Annotated in this window: 21 protein-coding genes and 1 pseudogene; 8 read left to right on the forward strand and 14 right to left on the reverse strand. The window is 68.8% G+C overall.

The window, feature by feature from the left end; translation table 11 throughout:
* Positions 1-5: 5 nt before the first annotated feature.
* The 14 genes from PV679_RS30450 to PV679_RS30515 form a co-directional block, all read right to left on the reverse strand.
* The gene (locus PV679_RS30450) at positions 6-1,199 is read right to left on the reverse strand and encodes an ATP-grasp domain-containing protein (protein ID WP_319683830.1); all 1,194 of its coding nucleotides are present in this window, start codon (positions 1,197-1,199) and stop codon (positions 6-8) included.
* 161 nt (positions 1,200-1,360) lie between these two features.
* Positions 1,361-2,596, reverse strand: a complete 1,236-nt coding sequence (locus tag PV679_RS30455) for an MFS transporter (RefSeq protein ID WP_416069836.1) — start codon at positions 2,594-2,596, stop codon at positions 1,361-1,363.
* Complete coding sequence (locus PV679_RS30460; protein WP_319683831.1) at positions 2,593-3,171, reverse strand: hypothetical protein; 579 nt, start codon at positions 3,169-3,171, stop codon at positions 2,593-2,595. Before PV679_RS30460 ends, PV679_RS30455 begins: the two co-directional genes overlap by 4 nt.
* Entirely contained in the window at positions 3,168-4,061 is an 894-nt protein-coding gene (locus PV679_RS30465; RefSeq protein WP_319683832.1) for a winged helix-turn-helix transcriptional regulator, read from the reverse strand. Before PV679_RS30465 ends, PV679_RS30460 begins: the two co-directional genes overlap by 4 nt.
* Positions 4,062-4,145: 84 nt before the next feature.
* Positions 4,146-4,577, reverse strand: a complete 432-nt coding sequence (locus PV679_RS30470; RefSeq protein WP_319683833.1) for a hypothetical protein — start codon at positions 4,575-4,577, stop codon at positions 4,146-4,148.
* Positions 4,578-4,588: 11 nt separating this feature from the next.
* Positions 4,589-5,011, reverse strand: coding sequence for a hypothetical protein (locus PV679_RS30475; protein ID WP_319683834.1), 423 nt, complete (start codon positions 5,009-5,011; stop codon positions 4,589-4,591).
* Positions 5,008-5,451, reverse strand: coding sequence for a hypothetical protein (locus tag PV679_RS30480; protein ID WP_319683835.1), 444 nt, complete (start codon positions 5,449-5,451; stop codon positions 5,008-5,010). The genes PV679_RS30475 and PV679_RS30480 overlap by 4 nt, the downstream gene beginning before the upstream one ends.
* Positions 5,452-5,518: 67 nt before the next feature.
* The gene (locus tag PV679_RS30485) at positions 5,519-5,881 is read right to left on the reverse strand and encodes an SH3 domain-containing protein (RefSeq protein WP_319683836.1); all 363 of its coding nucleotides are present in this window, start codon (positions 5,879-5,881) and stop codon (positions 5,519-5,521) included.
* A 211-nt stretch (positions 5,882-6,092) separates the two neighbouring features.
* On the reverse strand, positions 6,093-6,812 hold the full coding sequence (locus tag PV679_RS30490) for a hypothetical protein (protein WP_319683838.1): 720 nt from the start codon (positions 6,810-6,812) through the stop codon (positions 6,093-6,095).
* Between the two features lie 51 nt (positions 6,813-6,863).
* Positions 6,864-7,556, reverse strand: a complete 693-nt coding sequence (locus PV679_RS30495) for a hypothetical protein (protein WP_319683839.1) — start codon at positions 7,554-7,556, stop codon at positions 6,864-6,866.
* Between the two features lie 133 nt (positions 7,557-7,689).
* Positions 7,690-8,244, reverse strand: a complete 555-nt coding sequence (locus PV679_RS30500; protein WP_319683841.1) for a DUF3631 domain-containing protein — start codon at positions 8,242-8,244, stop codon at positions 7,690-7,692.
* A 10-nt stretch (positions 8,245-8,254) separates the two neighbouring features.
* The gene (locus tag PV679_RS30505; RefSeq protein ID WP_319683842.1) at positions 8,255-8,767 is read right to left on the reverse strand and encodes a hypothetical protein; all 513 of its coding nucleotides are present in this window, start codon (positions 8,765-8,767) and stop codon (positions 8,255-8,257) included.
* Positions 8,764-9,414, reverse strand: coding sequence for a DUF4913 domain-containing protein (locus tag PV679_RS30510; protein WP_319683843.1), 651 nt, complete (start codon positions 9,412-9,414; stop codon positions 8,764-8,766). Before PV679_RS30510 ends, PV679_RS30505 begins: the two co-directional genes overlap by 4 nt.
* 143 nt (positions 9,415-9,557) lie before the next feature.
* A complete protein-coding gene (locus tag PV679_RS30515; RefSeq protein WP_319683845.1) occupies positions 9,558-10,313 on the reverse strand; it encodes a site-specific DNA-methyltransferase in 756 nt (251 codons plus the stop codon).
* Positions 10,314-10,830: 517 nt separating this feature from the next.
* Between PV679_RS30515 and PV679_RS30520 the strand changes: the two genes are divergently transcribed.
* From PV679_RS30520 to PV679_RS30555, 8 genes and pseudogenes are all read left to right on the forward strand, one after another.
* A complete protein-coding gene (locus tag PV679_RS30520; RefSeq protein WP_319683846.1) occupies positions 10,831-11,934 on the forward strand; it encodes a C40 family peptidase in 1,104 nt (367 codons plus the stop codon).
* A gap of 125 nt (positions 11,935-12,059) precedes the next feature.
* A complete protein-coding gene (locus PV679_RS30525; protein WP_319683863.1) occupies positions 12,060-12,374 on the forward strand; it encodes a DUF6112 family protein in 315 nt (104 codons plus the stop codon).
* Positions 12,374-13,057: a hypothetical protein gene (locus PV679_RS30530; protein WP_319683847.1), complete on the forward strand. Its 684-nt coding sequence runs from the start codon at positions 12,374-12,376 to the stop codon at positions 13,055-13,057. Before PV679_RS30525 ends, PV679_RS30530 begins: the two co-directional genes overlap by 1 nt.
* Positions 13,058-13,084: 27 nt before the next feature.
* Positions 13,085-14,413 carry an SCO6881 family protein gene (locus PV679_RS30535; RefSeq protein WP_319683849.1) on the forward strand — a complete coding sequence of 443 codons (1,329 nt, stop codon included), beginning with the start codon at positions 13,085-13,087 and terminating at the stop codon, positions 14,411-14,413.
* 69 nt (positions 14,414-14,482) lie between these two features.
* Positions 14,483-15,988, forward strand: coding sequence for an SCO6880 family protein (locus tag PV679_RS30540; protein WP_416069837.1), 1,506 nt, complete (start codon positions 14,483-14,485; stop codon positions 15,986-15,988).
* A gap of 83 nt (positions 15,989-16,071) precedes the next feature.
* A complete protein-coding gene (locus PV679_RS30545; RefSeq protein ID WP_319683852.1) occupies positions 16,072-16,377 on the forward strand; it encodes a hypothetical protein in 306 nt (101 codons plus the stop codon).
* A gap of 27 nt (positions 16,378-16,404) precedes the next feature.
* The gene (locus PV679_RS30550) at positions 16,405-16,869 is read left to right on the forward strand and encodes a DUF6238 family protein (RefSeq protein WP_319683853.1); all 465 of its coding nucleotides are present in this window, start codon (positions 16,405-16,407) and stop codon (positions 16,867-16,869) included.
* A gap of 28 nt (positions 16,870-16,897) precedes the next feature.
* Positions 16,898-17,094 (forward strand): annotated as a pseudogene (locus PV679_RS30555) (ATP-binding protein); the annotation flags it as partial.

The raw sequence follows: 17,094 nt of genomic DNA on the forward strand, positions 1-17,094 counted from the left end.
CGTGGTCAGGTGAGGGGTGCGACGCTGACGGCGAGGCGCCGCTGGATGGCCTGGGCGCGTGCCTGGGCGAGGTCGCCGGTCGGAGCGGTGGTGATGAGGAAGCCGAGCCGGGCGGTGAACATGTCGCCGCCGTCCTGCGGCAGCAGTACTTCGTCGCCGGGACGGCGCTGGAAGCGGACGCGTTCCAGCCACGGCTCTTCGCCGGTCTCGTCCAGCCGGAGATCGGCGAGGACGCCGGAGGTGTCCGGGTAGAGCAGTCGGATGGCCGCTGCCTGATGCTGTGTCGGGGTGAGGTCGGGAGTGCGTCCGCAAGCGATGTCCGCGGCGGCGCGCGGTAGGTCAATGCCGGTGGCGAGGCGGACCAGATGCCCGATCATGTCACCGGCAATCCGGCCGTTGACTTCGATCAGCCGTGGGCGGTCGTCGACCAGCCGCATCTCGACGTGGCTGACCCCATCGGTGATGCCGAGGGCCTTGATGGCTGCCGTAGCGGCGGGAGCCACCGTGGTGAGGAGCGGATCGGCCGCGTCGACCGAGTGCGCCATCTCTTCGAAGAACGGCGGCGGGCTGACGGTCTTGCGAGTGACAGCGACGACGCTGGTCGTGCCCCGGTGGGTGACGCATTCGACGGAGACCTCGGGACCGTCGAGGTACTCCTCCACCAGAACCTGCGGACTCTTCGTGTCCTGGCTCGCGCCGGCTGCGGCGAACTCCCATGCGGCGGGAAGCTCTTCGGCACGGTCGGCGCGGATCACGCCGATGCTGGCAGCGCGGGAGGCGGGTTTGAGGACGACGGGGTAGCCGATGGTCTCGGCGGCGAGCGCGGCCTCCAGCAGGGAGCGCGTGGTCATGGACGCGGCGGAGGGGACCCCGTGGCGGGCGAACAGGGTCCGGGAGGTGGCCTTGTTGCGGCATGCCCGCATCACCTCCGGCGGATCGGCGGGCAGGCCGAGTTGCCGGGCGAGGCGCGCGACGGGGATGAGGTACCACTCCGTCCACGTCACCACCCCGGCCAGCTGGTGGCGTGCGGCCAGAGCGCGGCCGGCGGTGGACAGCGCGGCCTGGTCGGTGGGGTCGGCGACCTCCCAGTCCGTGAGAAAGCGGCGTTCCCAAGTGGGTTCAGTACCGGTGATCAGCACGACATCGTAGGCGGCAGCAACGTTTTCCAGGCAGTAGCCGCGGTACGCCTCGGCGTCCATATCGGCGGCAGCGACTACCAGAACAACAGGTCGAGACAAAGGAAGAGCTCCGGGGAGTGAAGGGACGGGACGGGGCCGCGGTGGGGCGAGCCCGGCGGAGTGGCGGGTCATTTGAAGTCGATGCGCGGCGACAGGCCAAAGGTCTCCGGAAGGGGTAGCTCCTACGGGCGTCGGAGGGGGTAGGCGCGCAGCCGGGTGAAGGCGACGGTGAGCCCGACGGCCTGGAGTACGGCGCAGCAGGCAATGGCGTGACCGAGCAGATGGGGCGGGGTGATCGCCACCAGTACTCCGGCGAGGGGGAAGGGCAGCAGGAGGAGCAGGATCGTCAGGGAGAGGGTGCTGCCGAACCTGTCGGGCGGGATGAGGTGGGAGCGCACGGTGCGCAGGACGACGGTTATGCCGCCCTCGCCGACCATGAGGGCCGCGGTCAGTACCAGATAGATGGTGTAGTGGTGGGCGGTGGAGAGGGCCAGGCACGCGCAGGCGGCGATGCCTCCCGAGAGCGCGCCGACCGGCCAGAGACCGTAGCGGTCAATGGCTTTGCGGCACAGGGCGATGGCCAGCAGGGACGCGCCGGCTGCGGCGGACCAGACGAGCCCGACGTCGGCGCTGGAGTGGCCGAGTTCCTTGACCACGATGACGGGGGTCGCGGCCTGGAGCAGGCCCAGCGACAGGTTCGACAGGGTCACGCCCATCACCAGCCAGCCCAGGGCCGGCAATGACCGCAGGGTGGCCCAGCCCGTTCGCAACCCGGTGATCGCCGGCACCGGGGCAGCGGTCGGCCGGACGGCGGGCTGCCGGGGAGCGAGGCCGGCGCCGAGCAGGGAGAAGAACGCGACGGCGCTGAGCATCCCGGTCGCTCCGCTCCACTCAAGGAGGAGACCGGCCAGTGCGGGCCCCGACAACGTAGCCACCTGGTCGATGCCCATCAGCGCTGACTGCACCCGGTGTGCCTGGTCCCCGGCCTCCCTGCTGACCGAAGCGCCCGCCGTCTCCGCCGCGATGTACGAAAACTCCGACAGCACCCCGGTCGAGGCGGCGAGCACCATCACCGTGACCGTCGCTCCGCCATTGCCATCCACCGCGGAGAGGAGCAGCGCGGCGGCGATGACCACCACGGCGCGGGCTAGGCAGGCGAGACGGAATACCCGCGTCGTGCCGTATCGGTCCACTACCGCCCCAGCGAGCGTGAACGCCCCCAGGCGCGGCACCCACTCCAGCGCGAACGCGAGACCGGTCAGCGCGGCCGAGTCGGTGGTCGCCAGGACCAGCAACGGAATCCCATACGTGGTCATCGCCGTCGCGCCGGCGTCGGCGGAGCGGGGGAGGTAAATATGGCGCCACAGGCCGGAGCGGTCCAGGCAGGCAAACACCCGCGGACTGACGTCAGCTCTCACGCGGCCCACTTCGGGGTGTCCGCCCCACCGGCAGCGGACTGCGCCGGCGTCGGCGCCGAGACAGTGGACGGGGCGGCTTGCACCCACCGGGACAGTGCGGCCCAGGACTGCTGCAACCCCTCGTCCGCCGTGTCGGACACGAGGCTGGTGCCAGGCGCCACGCAGTGTGCGGCGTGTCGGATGAGCAAGAGAGCGTTGCCGTTGCATCTCTGGGCCAGGAGGGAAAGAGTTCCCTGAACGCGGCTGACAAACGTGCTGGTGCGGCTGGGGTAGTCGCGCACGCGGGCCCAGCGGGCGAGCTGGTCGTACACGTCAGCGAGTCCAGCGCCACGACGCGTAAGCCGAAGGAAGGGCATGGCCCTGGTGCCCTCCCGCAGCAGTTGGAGTTCGCGGCCGGCCGCGAGGGCGTTGCGGATCTGCTGGCGGGTGAGGTCGGGGAAGGTGCGTCCGAGCATGCCGTGCTCGATCGCCCCGTTGTCGTCGATCTCGCTGACCAACCGGATAAGACCGGGGAGCGACAGCTCGTGGATCACGCGGGTCACCTGCTCCGCGTTGAGGATCTCGCTGTGGTTCAACGGCGCTGACCCCCGGCAGGCGAAAAGACAGCCGGACGTGCGGGCATCGGGGCGGAAAACAGGTCGCCCGGCTGCCAGGCGGCCTTCGGAGCCCGAGCCGGCACAGCGGGAGCACGGACCCCCGGGGGTGCTGAGGCTGGGATGCGTGCCTGGGTGCTGGCCCGGGTGCCCGGACCGGTCTGGGACGATGGTGTCGGATCTCCCCAAACCGGGTGGGTGCCGGCGCGGCTGAGCGGGCGTCCGGCTGCCCAGGCGGAAACTGAGCGGTAGACAGGGGCCAGGGCGAGGCCCGTCGCGGAAAGCTGAACGCAGTGCTCCCCGTCCCTCTCGACAAGCCCGTCCTTGACCAGCCGCCTCAACGGCGGATAGATCGCGTTGAGTGCGTGCGACGGCATCACGACACTTTCCAAAGCTGCGATACTGGTGACTCCCCTCATCCGCAGCGTCCACAGAATGGCCGTGGTGTGACGCGGCGTAAGCAGAAGAAGGGCGTCCTCTACGTTCTGAGCCGACGCGATACGCTCCGGCTCCCGCCTGCCGGTCAGCGGATTGAGAACGGTGTCCTTCACCAGGCACGCGTCGCCCCAGGCAGCGATCACTTTCAGGACGGGCATCAGCTCGGTGCCGCGTGCGGTCAGACCATAGGTGACGTGCCGGGCCTCGTATTCGGTGCGCTCCACCAGGCCGCTCTCCGAGAGTTTGCGGAGTTTGGGGGCGAGCGAGCCGTCATGAAGCCACGGCAACTTGGACTTGATCTCCGTGTAGCGCAATGGCTTCTCGGACAGCGTCATCAGTACCCACACTCTCCAGCGCGTGCTGATCATCTCCAACGATTCCGCGACGCGCTGCAGATCAGCGAGGGTCGTACGGGGCACAGGGGTGGTGGACAAAGGGGGGAACTCCTCAACGGGTGACGGGTGGGTCAGCGCGCCGCAAGACGACGGATGCCGGAAGTCAGGCGGGTGTGTATTGGCTCAGCGCGTAGGAGCCGTGGTGGCCGGATGATGCGTCGGCGGGGCGGGCGGGACTGGCGCCGGAGCTGGTACCGAGGCCGGGGAGCCGGTGTCCGGGGCGGGGACGCGTTGCAGGCTCCGCAGGACAGCGGTCATCGTCTTGGTGTGGGCGTCGCGGACTGCGACGGCCTCGGCGATCCGTCGGGCGCAGTCGAGAATGTGGCCGGCGTCGAAGGGAGTGGTCTCCCTTTCCGGATAGCTGAGTTGACGCAGTCGCTGCAGGTGGAAGGCGATGGACCGCTCAGCGAGAGCGAGGTCGTTGTAACTGCCGAGCAAGGCGGCGAGCATGCCACTGATGGGAAGGGCATCAGCTCTGGCTGCGAGATCAGCGAGCGGCGCCCCGTACAGGTCCTCGATACGCCCGGCGACGGTCTGGGCGTTGGCGTGGGGCATGGGCGGGGCCTTTACGATCGGCACTCCCGTGCCGGCCCGGCCGGAGCCAGTCCGGTGGTGCTCTTCTGCCGGCTGGCCCGCAACGGCCTGCCCGGCACCGGGGCGGGCCTCATGGCGTGGAGCAACTTCCCCAGGGCGGCGATGTAGTCGGCGCGAGCAGTGAGCGCCGCCTCCAGCCATTGGACGTCCCACCGCAGGTCATCCGTGGTCAGGGCATCTCTGTCGTGGTCGTCGGCGGTGTCCGCGAGGACACGGTCGCGGACTCGGGCCATCTGTTCTTCGGCCACCGCAAGGAAGCTCCGCAGCTCCAGCGCCCGCATCAAGGTGGCGGACGCCGCCATACCGGAAACCATGCTGTAAAGCTCGGCGACCGGGGCGCCGAAGGCTTCTTCGAGCGCCTGGTCCTGGCTGGTTGGCACGTGCGCGACGTTCACCGTGTCACGCCTTGGACAGGGGCCGCAGAGGTCATGGGCCGTGCGGGCGGTCTCGTCTGGAGAGCTGGCGCTCGGCCGGCCACCGGCGCCGGACCGCTCCACACATACCCCGCGGGGGCGGGTGTGTCGAGGAGGTGGCGGATCACCGTCACCCGTCCGTCCCGAACCGTCACCGCGAGATTCACCCGGTGTGCGAGTTCCAAAGGCGGCTCATCGACTTCCCCCGGCACCTTCACCATCAACACGGTCACGAGGTCGTCCTCGGCCCGCGCCAACGCCTCCTCGGACTGCGCCAGGAGGCCATGCCAGTGGACGGCAGCAGTCGCCTGGCTGTTGGCCTGTGGTGCGGCTATGACCGCGCGGCGCAGGTCCGGAAGGCTCATCCGAAAGTGACTTTCGATCAGCTCGGTGACCACGGCGAGCACGTCGTCGTCAGGCACGGTGAATTCCTTTCATGGCTGAGTTGGGATCGGGTGAGCCGCGCTTTTCGCGGTGCGGTGCGGCGCTTTAGTCGAGGCAGAAATAGGCGTCACGGTAGACGTAGGTACCGGACACCCAGCCCTTCACGCCTGTGGTCCTGTCGGTGAGGTAGTGCCAATTGCCGCTGGACTTGGTAACGGTGAACTTGTGGCCGCGGTAGAGCACGCCGAGCGCGGTGGACTTCGTCGTCGCCTTGGAGCGGATCGTGACCGCTGATGTGCCGATCACCCAGGGACCGGGCCGGTCGCACGGCCGGGTACCCGAGGCGACCGTCGTGACGGAGGATGGAACCACCTGCGGTGTCGCGTCGGCCGGAGAGGTGAATGTGAGTGGGATCGCGAATGCGCCGAGAACAGCGGTACAGGCGGCGATACGGGAGGATGCGCGCATGAAGATTTGGCCTCCAGGCCAATAGAAGAAGGACACGAATCGAGACCCCGCAAGGGAATGCGCGGGCCGATTAATAGAGTCCGGAGAAACCCCGTTTTCGGTAACCGGGGAATGCCTGCTATGTTGCGCCGGCAGGGGATGCTGCTCGCGAATCAATGGCCGCGGCTCACCCAGAGGACCCGCACCGAGCCGGCAGGCAGGCGGTCAGAGTTCAGCGCCCGTGCGCGGAGGGTCTCGTGGGCGGCGCAGGACGTGGCGGGAGTCCCGGCGATCGGAGGAGATCAGCCGGCGGGAGCGGAGGAAGAAGAGGCATCACCCCGCCGCTGCGGTGTTGGTCCCACCAGTCGGACACGGCCCCCAGGTCAGTGAAGGCGCCCTCGCGCAGGGTGTGTGTGCCAGAGAGCAGGTCAGCCTCTTCCAGCAGCACCCGGAACGGAAAAGCTGTGTGCTCAGCAACGGCGCGCAGAAGCACGATGGTCTGCGGCTTTGTACTGGAGTCGTCGGTGTAGCTGGTGAGCAGGGCGAAGCGATCTCCGTCGTCCAGGAGACGCTCTTCGAGAGCCTTCGTCGCCTCGTCAGCTGGCGTGCTTCCGGTTCCCGGGGAGAGGCGGACGGCGTTCTTGGGGCAGCCGCGGGCGATCAGCCAGGACTGGGCCATGGCGGGCAGCGGCAGCGTCGCATGTTGGAAACGGAACGTACGAGACCTGGTGTCACGCCGAAGGTGAAGGGCCACGATCTGGGGCTCATCGGGGGTGCCCCAGGTGGCGGACCCGTCATGAAGCACGAAGTAGCTGTGCTGTTCATCGTGCGTGTGGTGCTGAGCCAGGACGCGTAGGTCGATCTCGTTGTCCGTGATGTGCCGACAGAACTGCTCCGCCGCCACGGCGTTGGCCGCCCGGTAGCCGTCGAGTCGGAAATCGGGTCCGGGCATCGGAACTTTCGGTTCGGACCTGTCCACAGGTCTCGGGCAGGAATGGTGGGTTCAGCTGCGGGCGCGACCGGTACTCGGCCAGGCGCCTGGCTGCGGCGATGAGGGCGCCGCGGCGATGCCGGGGCGGCGGACGCCGGCCAGAGTGGTGCGGCCGACGTCTGTCACAGTGACGGGCTGCCCGGCTTGGACCGGATGAGACTCGTCCCGAGTCACGAGCCCGGCCTCCTCCAGGCGCTCCAGCGTGGACGGGGTGACACGGACACCAGAGGCCGTCACGACCGACAGCCGTCCGGTAAGAAGGTGATGATGCAGCTTGGCTCCTTGAGCGATGGCCAGCAGCGCGGCGAAGTCCGGCGCCCTCAGCTCCGCTCCCTCAGGGATTGTTTTCTGTGCCCGCATGGTCTCGACGGGACCCAGCGCGGCGAGAACCAGCTGCTGGTGCTCGTCGCGGGCGGCGGCGGCTTTCTGCAGCCGGCCCACGGTGCGGTCGATGCGGGCGAAGAGTGCCTGGTCGACCGGAAACCTCCCGGAAGCCAGGCGGCGGAGCATGAAACGATAGAAGGTGACGGACGTCTCCGCCCGGACGAGACCGCGGTGAGCATCAGCCAGGCGGGAGGACGGCTCATCGAGCAGACCACGCTCGCGGTGCTGCCACAACTGGTCGACGCTGCAGCCCACCGCCGCTTCGATGCGGTGATCGAGCGCCGTCAGCGCTTTGTCCACCGGCAAGGTGGGGAGGGACATGAAGAAGAAAACTCCTCGCGTATGACGTGCCTGCGTCCCATGGGGTCAGCCACAGGGCCAGAAGCGCGGGCCTGTTCTGGACGGCATCCCAGAGCGGAACCCTCTCTTCCGGCGGCCTGTGGGCGGATACAGGTCAGCGGTCCGGCAGGGCTGCGATCAGGGTGGAACGCCGGTAGGACTTACGGCGCCGCCCGTCGGGCAGGGTCACATCGCGGGTGGAGACCTCGTAGGGGGCCAGAAGCTGGGCGAGACGGGACTGAGTCAGGTCGCGGTAGCGCCAGCGGCCCTCCGCCACCCCCGGGATCTGCCGGAGGCCGGTCACCAGGTCACCCGAAGCCACGGCTTCCGGGTCGCCGAGATTCCCGAAAATGGACAGGGCGGCGTGCACGATGCTGGCCGGCTGAGGATGCTCGCCGGGGCAGGACAGGGAGTCGTCCTCCTTCTCGGACTGCTCCACCCTGGTGGTTGCGCAGCAGCAGTCGGTGGACATCAGACGGGTCAGAACGTGTCCGACGGCCATGCGCTCGACGAGCAGTGCGGTGAGCTGATCGAGCAGTTCCGCGGCGCTGAGCTCGTTCGGGCCGCGGTCGGCCGCGAAGTCGAGGAGGCGCCGGTCGAGGTCCCGGAGTTCCAGAAATCTGTCGAGGATGGCGCGGTGGTGCGGATTCTCTTCGACGGGTTCGACCATCAGAACGGAGTCAGCGAGCGAGTCGAGGAGAGTGGGGAAAGCCTTCAACGGACAGGGCCTTTCTGGGACGGAGAGAGCGGGGGCGCATAAGAACGGGCAGCGCGTAGGGCGACGTCTGGGCTGTGATGGCAGCTCGCCACGCGTCCAGTTGCGGCGAGCGAGCCCGGGCGGCATAGGCCAACGCGCTCGTCGGGCGGAGGGTACGAGCGAGCCGGATCCGGGCGGCGTCGTGCTCGTTCCGTCCGGATCCGGGGCGTACGGCGATGACGTGGATGTCGGTGTCGTAAGCGGAAGCCGGCGGGGCCGGACGGTGGCCGTAGAGAAGACGCCATTCGGTCCGAGCGCCGACGTCAAGCGCGCGGTGACCGTCCAGTTCGCCAGTCAGCCGGTCACCGGAGAGATCGGCGTTGACGAGATCCTGGAGCCTTCCCAGCGCCAGGTGCCGGACATCTCCGGGTGCCTGCAGCAAGTCGGTCAGGGCACGGGGATCAAAGCTGAGGCCAAACGCCGGCTGCCCAGTCACCCGGTGACTCCTTCCTGCCCGCCGGGCGCCTCCACGTCCTCGGCGACGCGCACGGAGCGTTCCGAGCGGGCCGGTCCGTGCAGGAGGCGGTGGGCGGCACGGTCCGGTGACGTCATGCAGGCCGACAGCGGTCCGCCCGGCGCCCGTACGGCGGCCATGGCGTGAGTGAGGAAGTCGCGGTGCCATACGAACATCCCGGACAGCCCGGCCTCGGGGTCCTTGTGCTGCTGGTAGGCCATCCACAGGGCGTGCAGCCAGGCCACCACGTCGCCGTGCTGCTGCCACCTCTCGCACCAAGGGGCTGCGGTGGTGACCTCCGCGCCGTAGATGCGCATGAGGAAGTCGTCCACCCAGTCGGTCAGGGCGTCCAGCTCGTTCTCGAACTCCTCGCCCTCCAGCTCATGGATCGGCCTCGGGTCCGCGGGGGCGGGCCGTGCCGGGAGATCTGGCATTCCCGGCAGGCCGAAAGCAGCAAAGGGGTTGGGGGGTTGCAGGGGGGCGACGGCCAGAGTGTCGAGTTGCCTGGCCTGCTCCGCGGTCTGGTCCATGAGCCGGCGGACGCTCGTCTCGATGTTTTCCAGACTGGTCTCCGGTAGCCGGACCGGTTCCAACTCCCCTTCCCCACGGAGGCTTGGAGGTTCAGACATGAATGGGTCTCCTTGCGCTGCAGAGAGGCGTTGAATTACGGCTACTACGATCCGCGTAATCCCCGGTTTCGCTAACCGGGGATTAGCTGCTATAAATCCTCCGCAGCGGTGCAGCACTGGTCCGGTCCGGCGAAATGCGGGACTCAGGCGGACAGAACAACGTCTTCCTGAGACAGGGTCTGCCGTACCGTTTCGGTCAGTCGGTCGGCGGCGATCTCGGCGTACGCGGGGGTCTTCTCGACGCCGATGAAGTCGCGGCCCTCCAGCAGGGCGGCAACGCCCGTGGAGCCGCTCCCGGCGGTGAAATCGAGGATGGTGCCGCCTTCGGGGCAGATCTTGACCAGCTCACGCATCACCGTCACAGGCTTCTGCGTGATGTGCTGCCGTTGCTTGCCCGAAGGCTGCGACGCCGAGTACAGACCGGGCAGGTAGACGGGGTTGCGCTCACCGTCAATGGCCCCGTTGGAGCCCCAGACGATGAACTCACATGACTGCTTGAAGCGGCCCTTCTGCGGCCGGACCGCGGGCTTGTGCCAGGCCAGGACACCACGCCACAGCCAGCCCGCCGCCTGCAGCGCGTCGGTGGTGACCGGCATTTGCCGCCAGTCGGTGAACAGCAGCGCGGTGCCGCCGGTCTTGGTCAGACGGTGCGCCTCGGTCATGATCTGCGTGAGCCAGAACCCGTAGGAACGCTGGTCCATGTTCTCGCCGGTGAAGTCCGGAAGGGTGTGGCCGGCGTCGGCGGAGATGTACTTCTGCCGGGGAGTCCGCGTAGTGCGTTCCTTCGCGGTGCGCCCGCCTGAGTTGTACGGCGGGTCGGTGATGACAGAGTCGACGGAGTCGTCGGGCAGGCCGGAAAGGACGCTCAGCGCGTCGCCCTGATGGAGAGAAAAAGGCAAAGGTGTACCTCAATACGGTCGGGACAGAGGAGAGGGATCAGTACTCCAGCGCATACGCCGACGTGCCGGCGCACGCGGGCATGCCAAAGCCTCGGCAAGTGAGGCCAGGGTGTGCGGGGAGGAACTAAAACTGTAGACCCGGATCCCCGGTTGAGCACTATCGCGGGACAGATCCGCCTGGATATGTGCCCACCGCGGTGAACTATTTCGGCAACCGGGGATTCGGGTCTACAGTTTTGTATCTGCCCGGCGAACACCGCCGATGGCTTCCCCGCGCTCACGCCCCCGTAGAGGTTCACCCTGCCCTTGCTCCACCTGGGCGGCCCCGGCCGGGACGCGCCGCGAGAAGCAGCTCGCAGCCGTACCAGGGCCGTTCGCTCCTCCTTCACCTGCCTCAACGGCCCCCGTTCCGCGCACCGCGCGGTTTCACTTCAGGGACGTATCCCGTGACACTTGCATGCCTCTATCCGCCCGAACACCGTCCGCAGAGCGACGAGTTGCCGGGAGGCGGCCGGGGTTGAAGGGTGTAGCCGCCACTGTCGGCGTCTTCTGCCTCTCCCTCCTTCTGCTGGCCGGCACCGCCGCCGCCCTGGTCGGCGGCGCCTCAACCACCTCATGCTCCGTGGGCCCCGCCGTCGACATCGACACGGTCACCCGGCAGGTCGCCTCGATCCTCAGCGGCACGGGCTCGGATCCGAACGTCCATGTCGCGGGCCTGGACCTCCCCGCGGAACAGATCCCGAACGCCAAGGTCATCGTCGCCACCGGCATTTCCCTGCATGTGCCCCCGCAGGGGCAGGTCGTCGCTATTGCCACGGCGCTTCGGGAATCCCGCCTGCGCAACCTGGTCTACGGCGACCGCGACTCACTCGGCCTGTTCCAACAGCGCCCCAGCCAAGGCTGGGGCACCCCCGAACAGATCCGTGACCCCGTCTTCGCAAGCACCAAGTTCTACACGGCACTGCTCAAGGTGAACGGCTGGCAGCAGCTGACCGTCACCCAAGCCGCCCAGGAAGTCCAGCACTCCGGCTTCCCCTACGCGTACGCGCAGTGGGAGGGGCTGGCGAGGGCACTGCAGAAGACCATCACGGCCGTCCTGCCGCGCGGCAGCACGGACACCACACCTTCCCCTGCCGACACGCCGCTCCGTGATTGTGCGCCGGGTGAAGACGGCTCCGGGTACGGGCCTTTCCCCGAAGGGACCGTACCCGAGGGCTACGCGGTCCCGAAGGACGCTCCGGCGGCGGTGCGTGCGGCATTGACCTGGGCGATGCATCAGCTCGGCACCCCTTACCAGTGGGGCGGTACCTGTACCGGTGCTCACGGGCCTGATCCGATGGGCCGCTGCGACTGCAGCTCGCTCATGCAGCAGGCGTACGCCCACGCAGGGATCAAACTCACTCGCACCACGTACACCCAAATCAACGAAGGCAAGCCGGTCCCACTCACCCACCTGCGGCCAGGCGACCTGCTGTTCACCCGCGGCACTCCCGCGCGGCCCGAGCATGTCGGCATGTACATGGGTCACGGCCTGGTGATCAACGCACCGCGCACCGGCCGTCCGGTTCGGATCGAGCCGCTCAACGACTGGCAGATCCTTGCCGCCCGCCGCGTCGTCTGACCCAGACACCGTTCCACGATCGGCGTCCCGGCCCGCCTGGCCGGCACGCCGCGGCCGGCTGCCGCTTCCCTACTTCCGCCTTTCCCGTGGGCCTCATCCGGCCTGTGCACGCAAGGAGTTTCGTTATTCCCATCCCTCCCGCAGAACGGCTTTTCCCTCTCGCCTACGACCCAGGCGTCTCGCCCAAGGGTGGTGGTCTTCCCGGCCTGGACGTGCTGCGCACCGTCGTCAACTCGATCAATCTCTTCGGGATCGTGGCTGTCGTCGGAGCCCTTGCGGTATCCCTCGCGGTGTGGGCCTGGGGCCACCACACCGGCGGCCACCAGGCCGAAGCCAATGGGAAGAAAGGCGTGACCGTCGCGGCCGGCGCGGCGCTCGGCCTCGGCGCGGCCAACGGCATCGTCGCGTTCTTCTCCGGATTGGGGACGCAGATCCATTGATGCCCAGCCGCGTTCGGACACCGCTCTCCAGTCTCGGCTCCCGCGGATCGGCCAACCACCGGGTCCTGGTCGTCGTACTGGTCCTCACCACTCTCCTCGTCGGCGCGGGCCTGGCCGCCATTCTGACCGGCCGGAGCGCGCGGAACGACGACAGAAGCGCTTCGCGGAGCAAGCCCAGCACTGCGCGGTCCGAGGCGATACCGTCTCCGGCCTCCGGAGGGATGGGGTCAGTGCCCGAGCCTCCGCAGATCAGTGAACCTCTCGGCTATGCCAAGGCCGCTGCGGCGATGGTGTGGTCCTACGACACCCGCACCACCGGCCACGACCAGCAGCTCGCCGGGATGAACAGGTGGATGACGAAGGAAAGCACCTACGCCGACTGGGCATCTGTCTCGGGGCAGGTGCCGGATCCAGTGCTGTGGTCGCGGATGGCTGACAACGGCCAGCATGCCGACGGCACGGCCACCGAGGCTCACTATCCGTCCGCGTTCCGGCAGGCCTTGTCGGAGCATCCGTCCGCGATCACGGAGGCGTACATCTACGTCGTCACCGTGACTGGTAAGCAGCAGATCGCCTGGGCGAACGGCGGCGGCGCCGAGGACCGCTCCGTAACACTCGCGGTCCAGTGCCGGCCTGACCACGACTGCGCTCTGGTGTCCATCGCACCCCAGGTCGCGCCGTGACCCCCCGACCGTCGAGCAGGAGTCTTCATGGATTTTTGTGACCTCCCCCTCGCGGACCATGTCTGCGATGCCACCGGCGCGGTCGACTTCGTCACCGATCCAGGCCAGGCGATCGGTAACTGGATCGCCAAGTCCTCCGGTGAACTCGCGGCGGTGGCCACCGACTTCGCCGCAAAGGCGGTCAACTCCACCACCCGCGTCGACCTCAACACGACCTGGTTCCGCGACAACTACGAACTGATCCTCCCCATCGGCCTCGTCCTGCTGGTCGCGACCTGCTGCGCCCAGCTCATCCGCGCCGCTGTCCGACGCGACGGACAGGCCCTCACCCAGGCATTCACCGGCACCGCGTCCGGTGTCCTCTTCTCCTTCGCGGCCATCGCCCTGACCACCGTGGCCCTCGAAGTCGTCGACGCCCTCTCCGAGGGGCTGTTCAGGGCAGCGAATTCCTCTGTCGATGACGCTGTGCGGCGCATTATCAAGGTCTCCGAGATCGCCGGCCTGTCCGGGCTTGGCTGGATGGTTCCCACCATCACCGCGCTTGGTGCCGCGCTCGGCGCACTCCTTTACTGGGGCGTGATGATGGTCCGCAAGGTCGGCATCCTCGTCCTGGTCACGCTGGCGGTTTTCGCGGGTGCGGGCGGGGGCTGGGAGACCGCACGGCGCTGGCGCAAGGGCTGGATCGAAGCCACCGCCACCCTCGTGGTCTCCAAGCTCCTGATGACGATCGTCTTCCTACTGGGCATCTCTGCCATGGGCCGGAGCGACGCGAAGGACGGACTCACCGCCCTCGCGGACGTCATGGCCGGCATCGTCGTCATGATCATGGTGCTGCTTTGTCCGTACGCGACGTTCAAGTTCATTCACTGGGCAGCCGAGGGATCCGACGGCGAGACCCTCCACCGGGCAGGCGGTGCCGGTGCGCAGTTGGCCAAGCAGCACGCCGAGCGTGTCGGCCGCAAGGCAGCCTCGATGGCAGCAACAGCCGGTACCGGAGGCGCCTCGGCCGGAGCGACCGCAACCCCGCAGGGCCCCGACACGGTACCCGGCGGCGACGGTTTCCCCGGTGACATCGCAGCCAACCCGACTGGCGGCAGCCGGGAGAGCGGCACGAGCCTCCCGCCCGGCGGCGACCTGCCGAAGGACGAACCGGGGAAGGCGGTTCGAACCGCACCGGCCAGCCCGGGCCACGACATTGGCGGACAGCTCGGCTCTGCCGGCCACAGGGGCGGATTCATGTCGCCGCCCCCGTCCAGTAGCTCGCCGCCCCCACAGGGCGCTGCGCAGGCCCCGCACTCCTCTAGCCCGTCAGCCAGCGGGCCTGCCGCCGGGCCGCCACCGCCCACGGGTATCTGACCTTCCCCGCGACCGGGGCGGGACAGACCAGCGACCGTGCGTCCCCTTCCCGGCCCCCACCCGCGTCTTATGGAACGGCCTCTTTTGTCGCAACACTCCGTCCCACCACTCATCGTGAAATTCCCGCACCGGTCCAGGCGCGGCATCCTCCTCGGGCTCTCCCTGCCCCAACTCGTCCTCGTCTCCTGCACGCTGGCTCTGCTGCTGATGACGGTGGTCTCCACCGGGCTGCTCGGCGCCATCGCCCTGACCCCGTTGTGGGCGGCGTCGGGTGCGCTCGTCGCGATCCGCCGGCACGGCCGCTCCCTGGTCGACTGGGCGCCGATCGTCGCCCGTTACGTTCTGCGCCGCTGCACCGTGCAGACTCTGTGGCTGGCCCGGCCCGTCTCCCGCCCCCGGCAGGACGGTCTGCTCCACCTGCCCGGCACCGCCGCGTCCCTGCGTGTGGTCACCCCCGCAGGGACGCAGGCCGCCGCCGTGCACGACCCGCACCGGCAGACGCTGACCGCTATCGCCCGCGTCACCAGCCGCGCCTTCGCCCTCCTCGACCCCGCCACCCAGAACCACAACGCCAATAGCTGGGGACGCGCACTGGCCGGCATCGCCCGTACCGGGCACATCGCCACCGTGCAGGTGCTGGAGCGCACCGTCCCCGACAGCGGCAACACGCTCACCCGCCACTGGACCCAGAACGGTCAGCCCCAGACCCCAATCGCCGGACACATCTACTCCGACCTGGTCGCCTCGGCCGGCCCCGCCGCCGCCCCGCACGAGACCTACCTCGCCATCTCCCTCGACCTCAAAGCCGCCCGGCGTTTGATCGCGCAGGCCGGCGGAGGGCTTCCCGGAGCATTCACCGTTATGGAGCAGACCACGGCCAGCATCGCGCAGGCCGCCCGCACCGCCGGACTCCAGGTGACCGGCTGGCTGACCTCACGGGAGATCGCCGCCGTCATCCGCACCGCCTACGACCCGAAGGCGCTCGCCGCACTCCAGCAGTGGTCCGAAACCGGCCGCGCCGAGGCCGACCCCGCAGCCGCCGGGCCTGTCGTCCAGTTCGAGGAGTACGACCGCCTCGCCACCGACTCCGCGCGGCACGCGACGTACTGGGTGGAGAACTGGCCGCGCACCGAAATAGGAGCCGGGTTCCTCCACGGGATCATGTTCACGGCTGGAGTGCGGCGCAGCCTGTCCCTTATATATATGCCGCAGGGGTTCGAGTCTGCGCTGCGGGACGTCCAGCGGAAGAAAAGCGCGATCATCGCCGACGCCAACGAGCGCGCCCGCCGGGGACAGGTCGACAGCGAGGCCGACTCCGTCGAGTACGCCGACGTCAAGCAGCGTGAGCGCCAGCTCATCGCCGGGCACGCCGACGTGGCCCTGACCGGTCTGGTCACCGTCACGGCCGAGACCGACGCCCTCCTCGACGCCGCCTGCGCGCAGATCGAGACCCACGCCGTCACCTCGGGCGTCGACCTGAGACGGCTCACCTACCAGCAGCCCGACGCCTTCACCCTTGCCGCACTTCCCCTCGCACGCACTGATGCTCAGAAGAAGGACCGTCTCGCGGCCTGAGCCGGGCCCTTCCGAAGGGCTCTCTTCATCCGCCGACCGCCCTCTGAAAAAAAGGGGGCCGCTCTTCAGAAAGGCGGACTCTTGTGAGCGTCGTCGATCCCGCGACGGCCGCCCGGGTCTTCGCTATGGCCGCCGAACTCCCCTTCCACCCGACCGAGCACGGCCAGGCGACCTTCGTACCCGTCGGCGGCAGCTTCCAATACCGGGTGATCGTCGAGACCGGCCACCCCGCCCGCATCGACTGCCGCACCAGCTGGGCCGGAGTCGAATGGCTCACCGCCCACGCCACCGCAGACCAGGACCACCACCTGCGCACCGCCCTGGAGCGCCGCCATCAGGCCGCTCCACCACCACACGGCCCGGCCTCCCTGCGGACACACCGCCGCTGACCTGCCTCACCACAGCGAGGGACCTCTGTGAATTCTCCCCCCGAGACCGACTCCTCCCCCTACCTGCGCGCCGCGAGCGCCGGCATCCGCCATCACACCCGCGCGTACACCGGCAAAAACACCGACACACCACCCGCGCCCGCGGACCGCGTCCATCTCGACGCGCTGCACGCCCACCTGACCACGCTGCACCAGCTCCTCGACCACCTGACCGACGCCACCCGGCCACCCCATCCGGCAGCGGGCCATCACCTGGCCACCGCCCACACCCGCCTGTGGCAGGCCGCCACCGAAATCCACTCGGCCTTCCACCTGCTGCCCAGCAACACAACGGCAGACAGCGCCGCGGCGAGCGCGTGCCCCCCGGAACGGCTGCCCGAGGGGCCGCCCGTGCTGACCATCTGCCAGCGCCACCTCACCGCCGGACACATCATCCGGCGCAAGACCACACCCACCGACCTCCGCGCGCACACCACTGCCTGCGTGCGATGAGCACCACCCGCAGAATCGAGGGCCTCCGATGAGCCACCGGCCCGCCCGTCGCGTCTCCGCCAGCCCGCTGTTCACCCCCCACGAAACCGACCGCGCCAGCCGCAAGGCAGCCCGTCGCCAGATTGCCGAGGCCACCGCCAAGGCCCGTGCCGAAGCCAGCGACCACCAGGCAGAAAGCACACCCGCCGCGCACGAGACACCCGCCCCGCTCTACCCCCCGAGCGG

The organism is Streptomyces sp. AK02-01A (assembly GCF_033795305.1).
Taxonomy (GTDB): Bacteria; Actinomycetota; Actinomycetes; order Streptomycetales; family Streptomycetaceae; genus Streptomyces.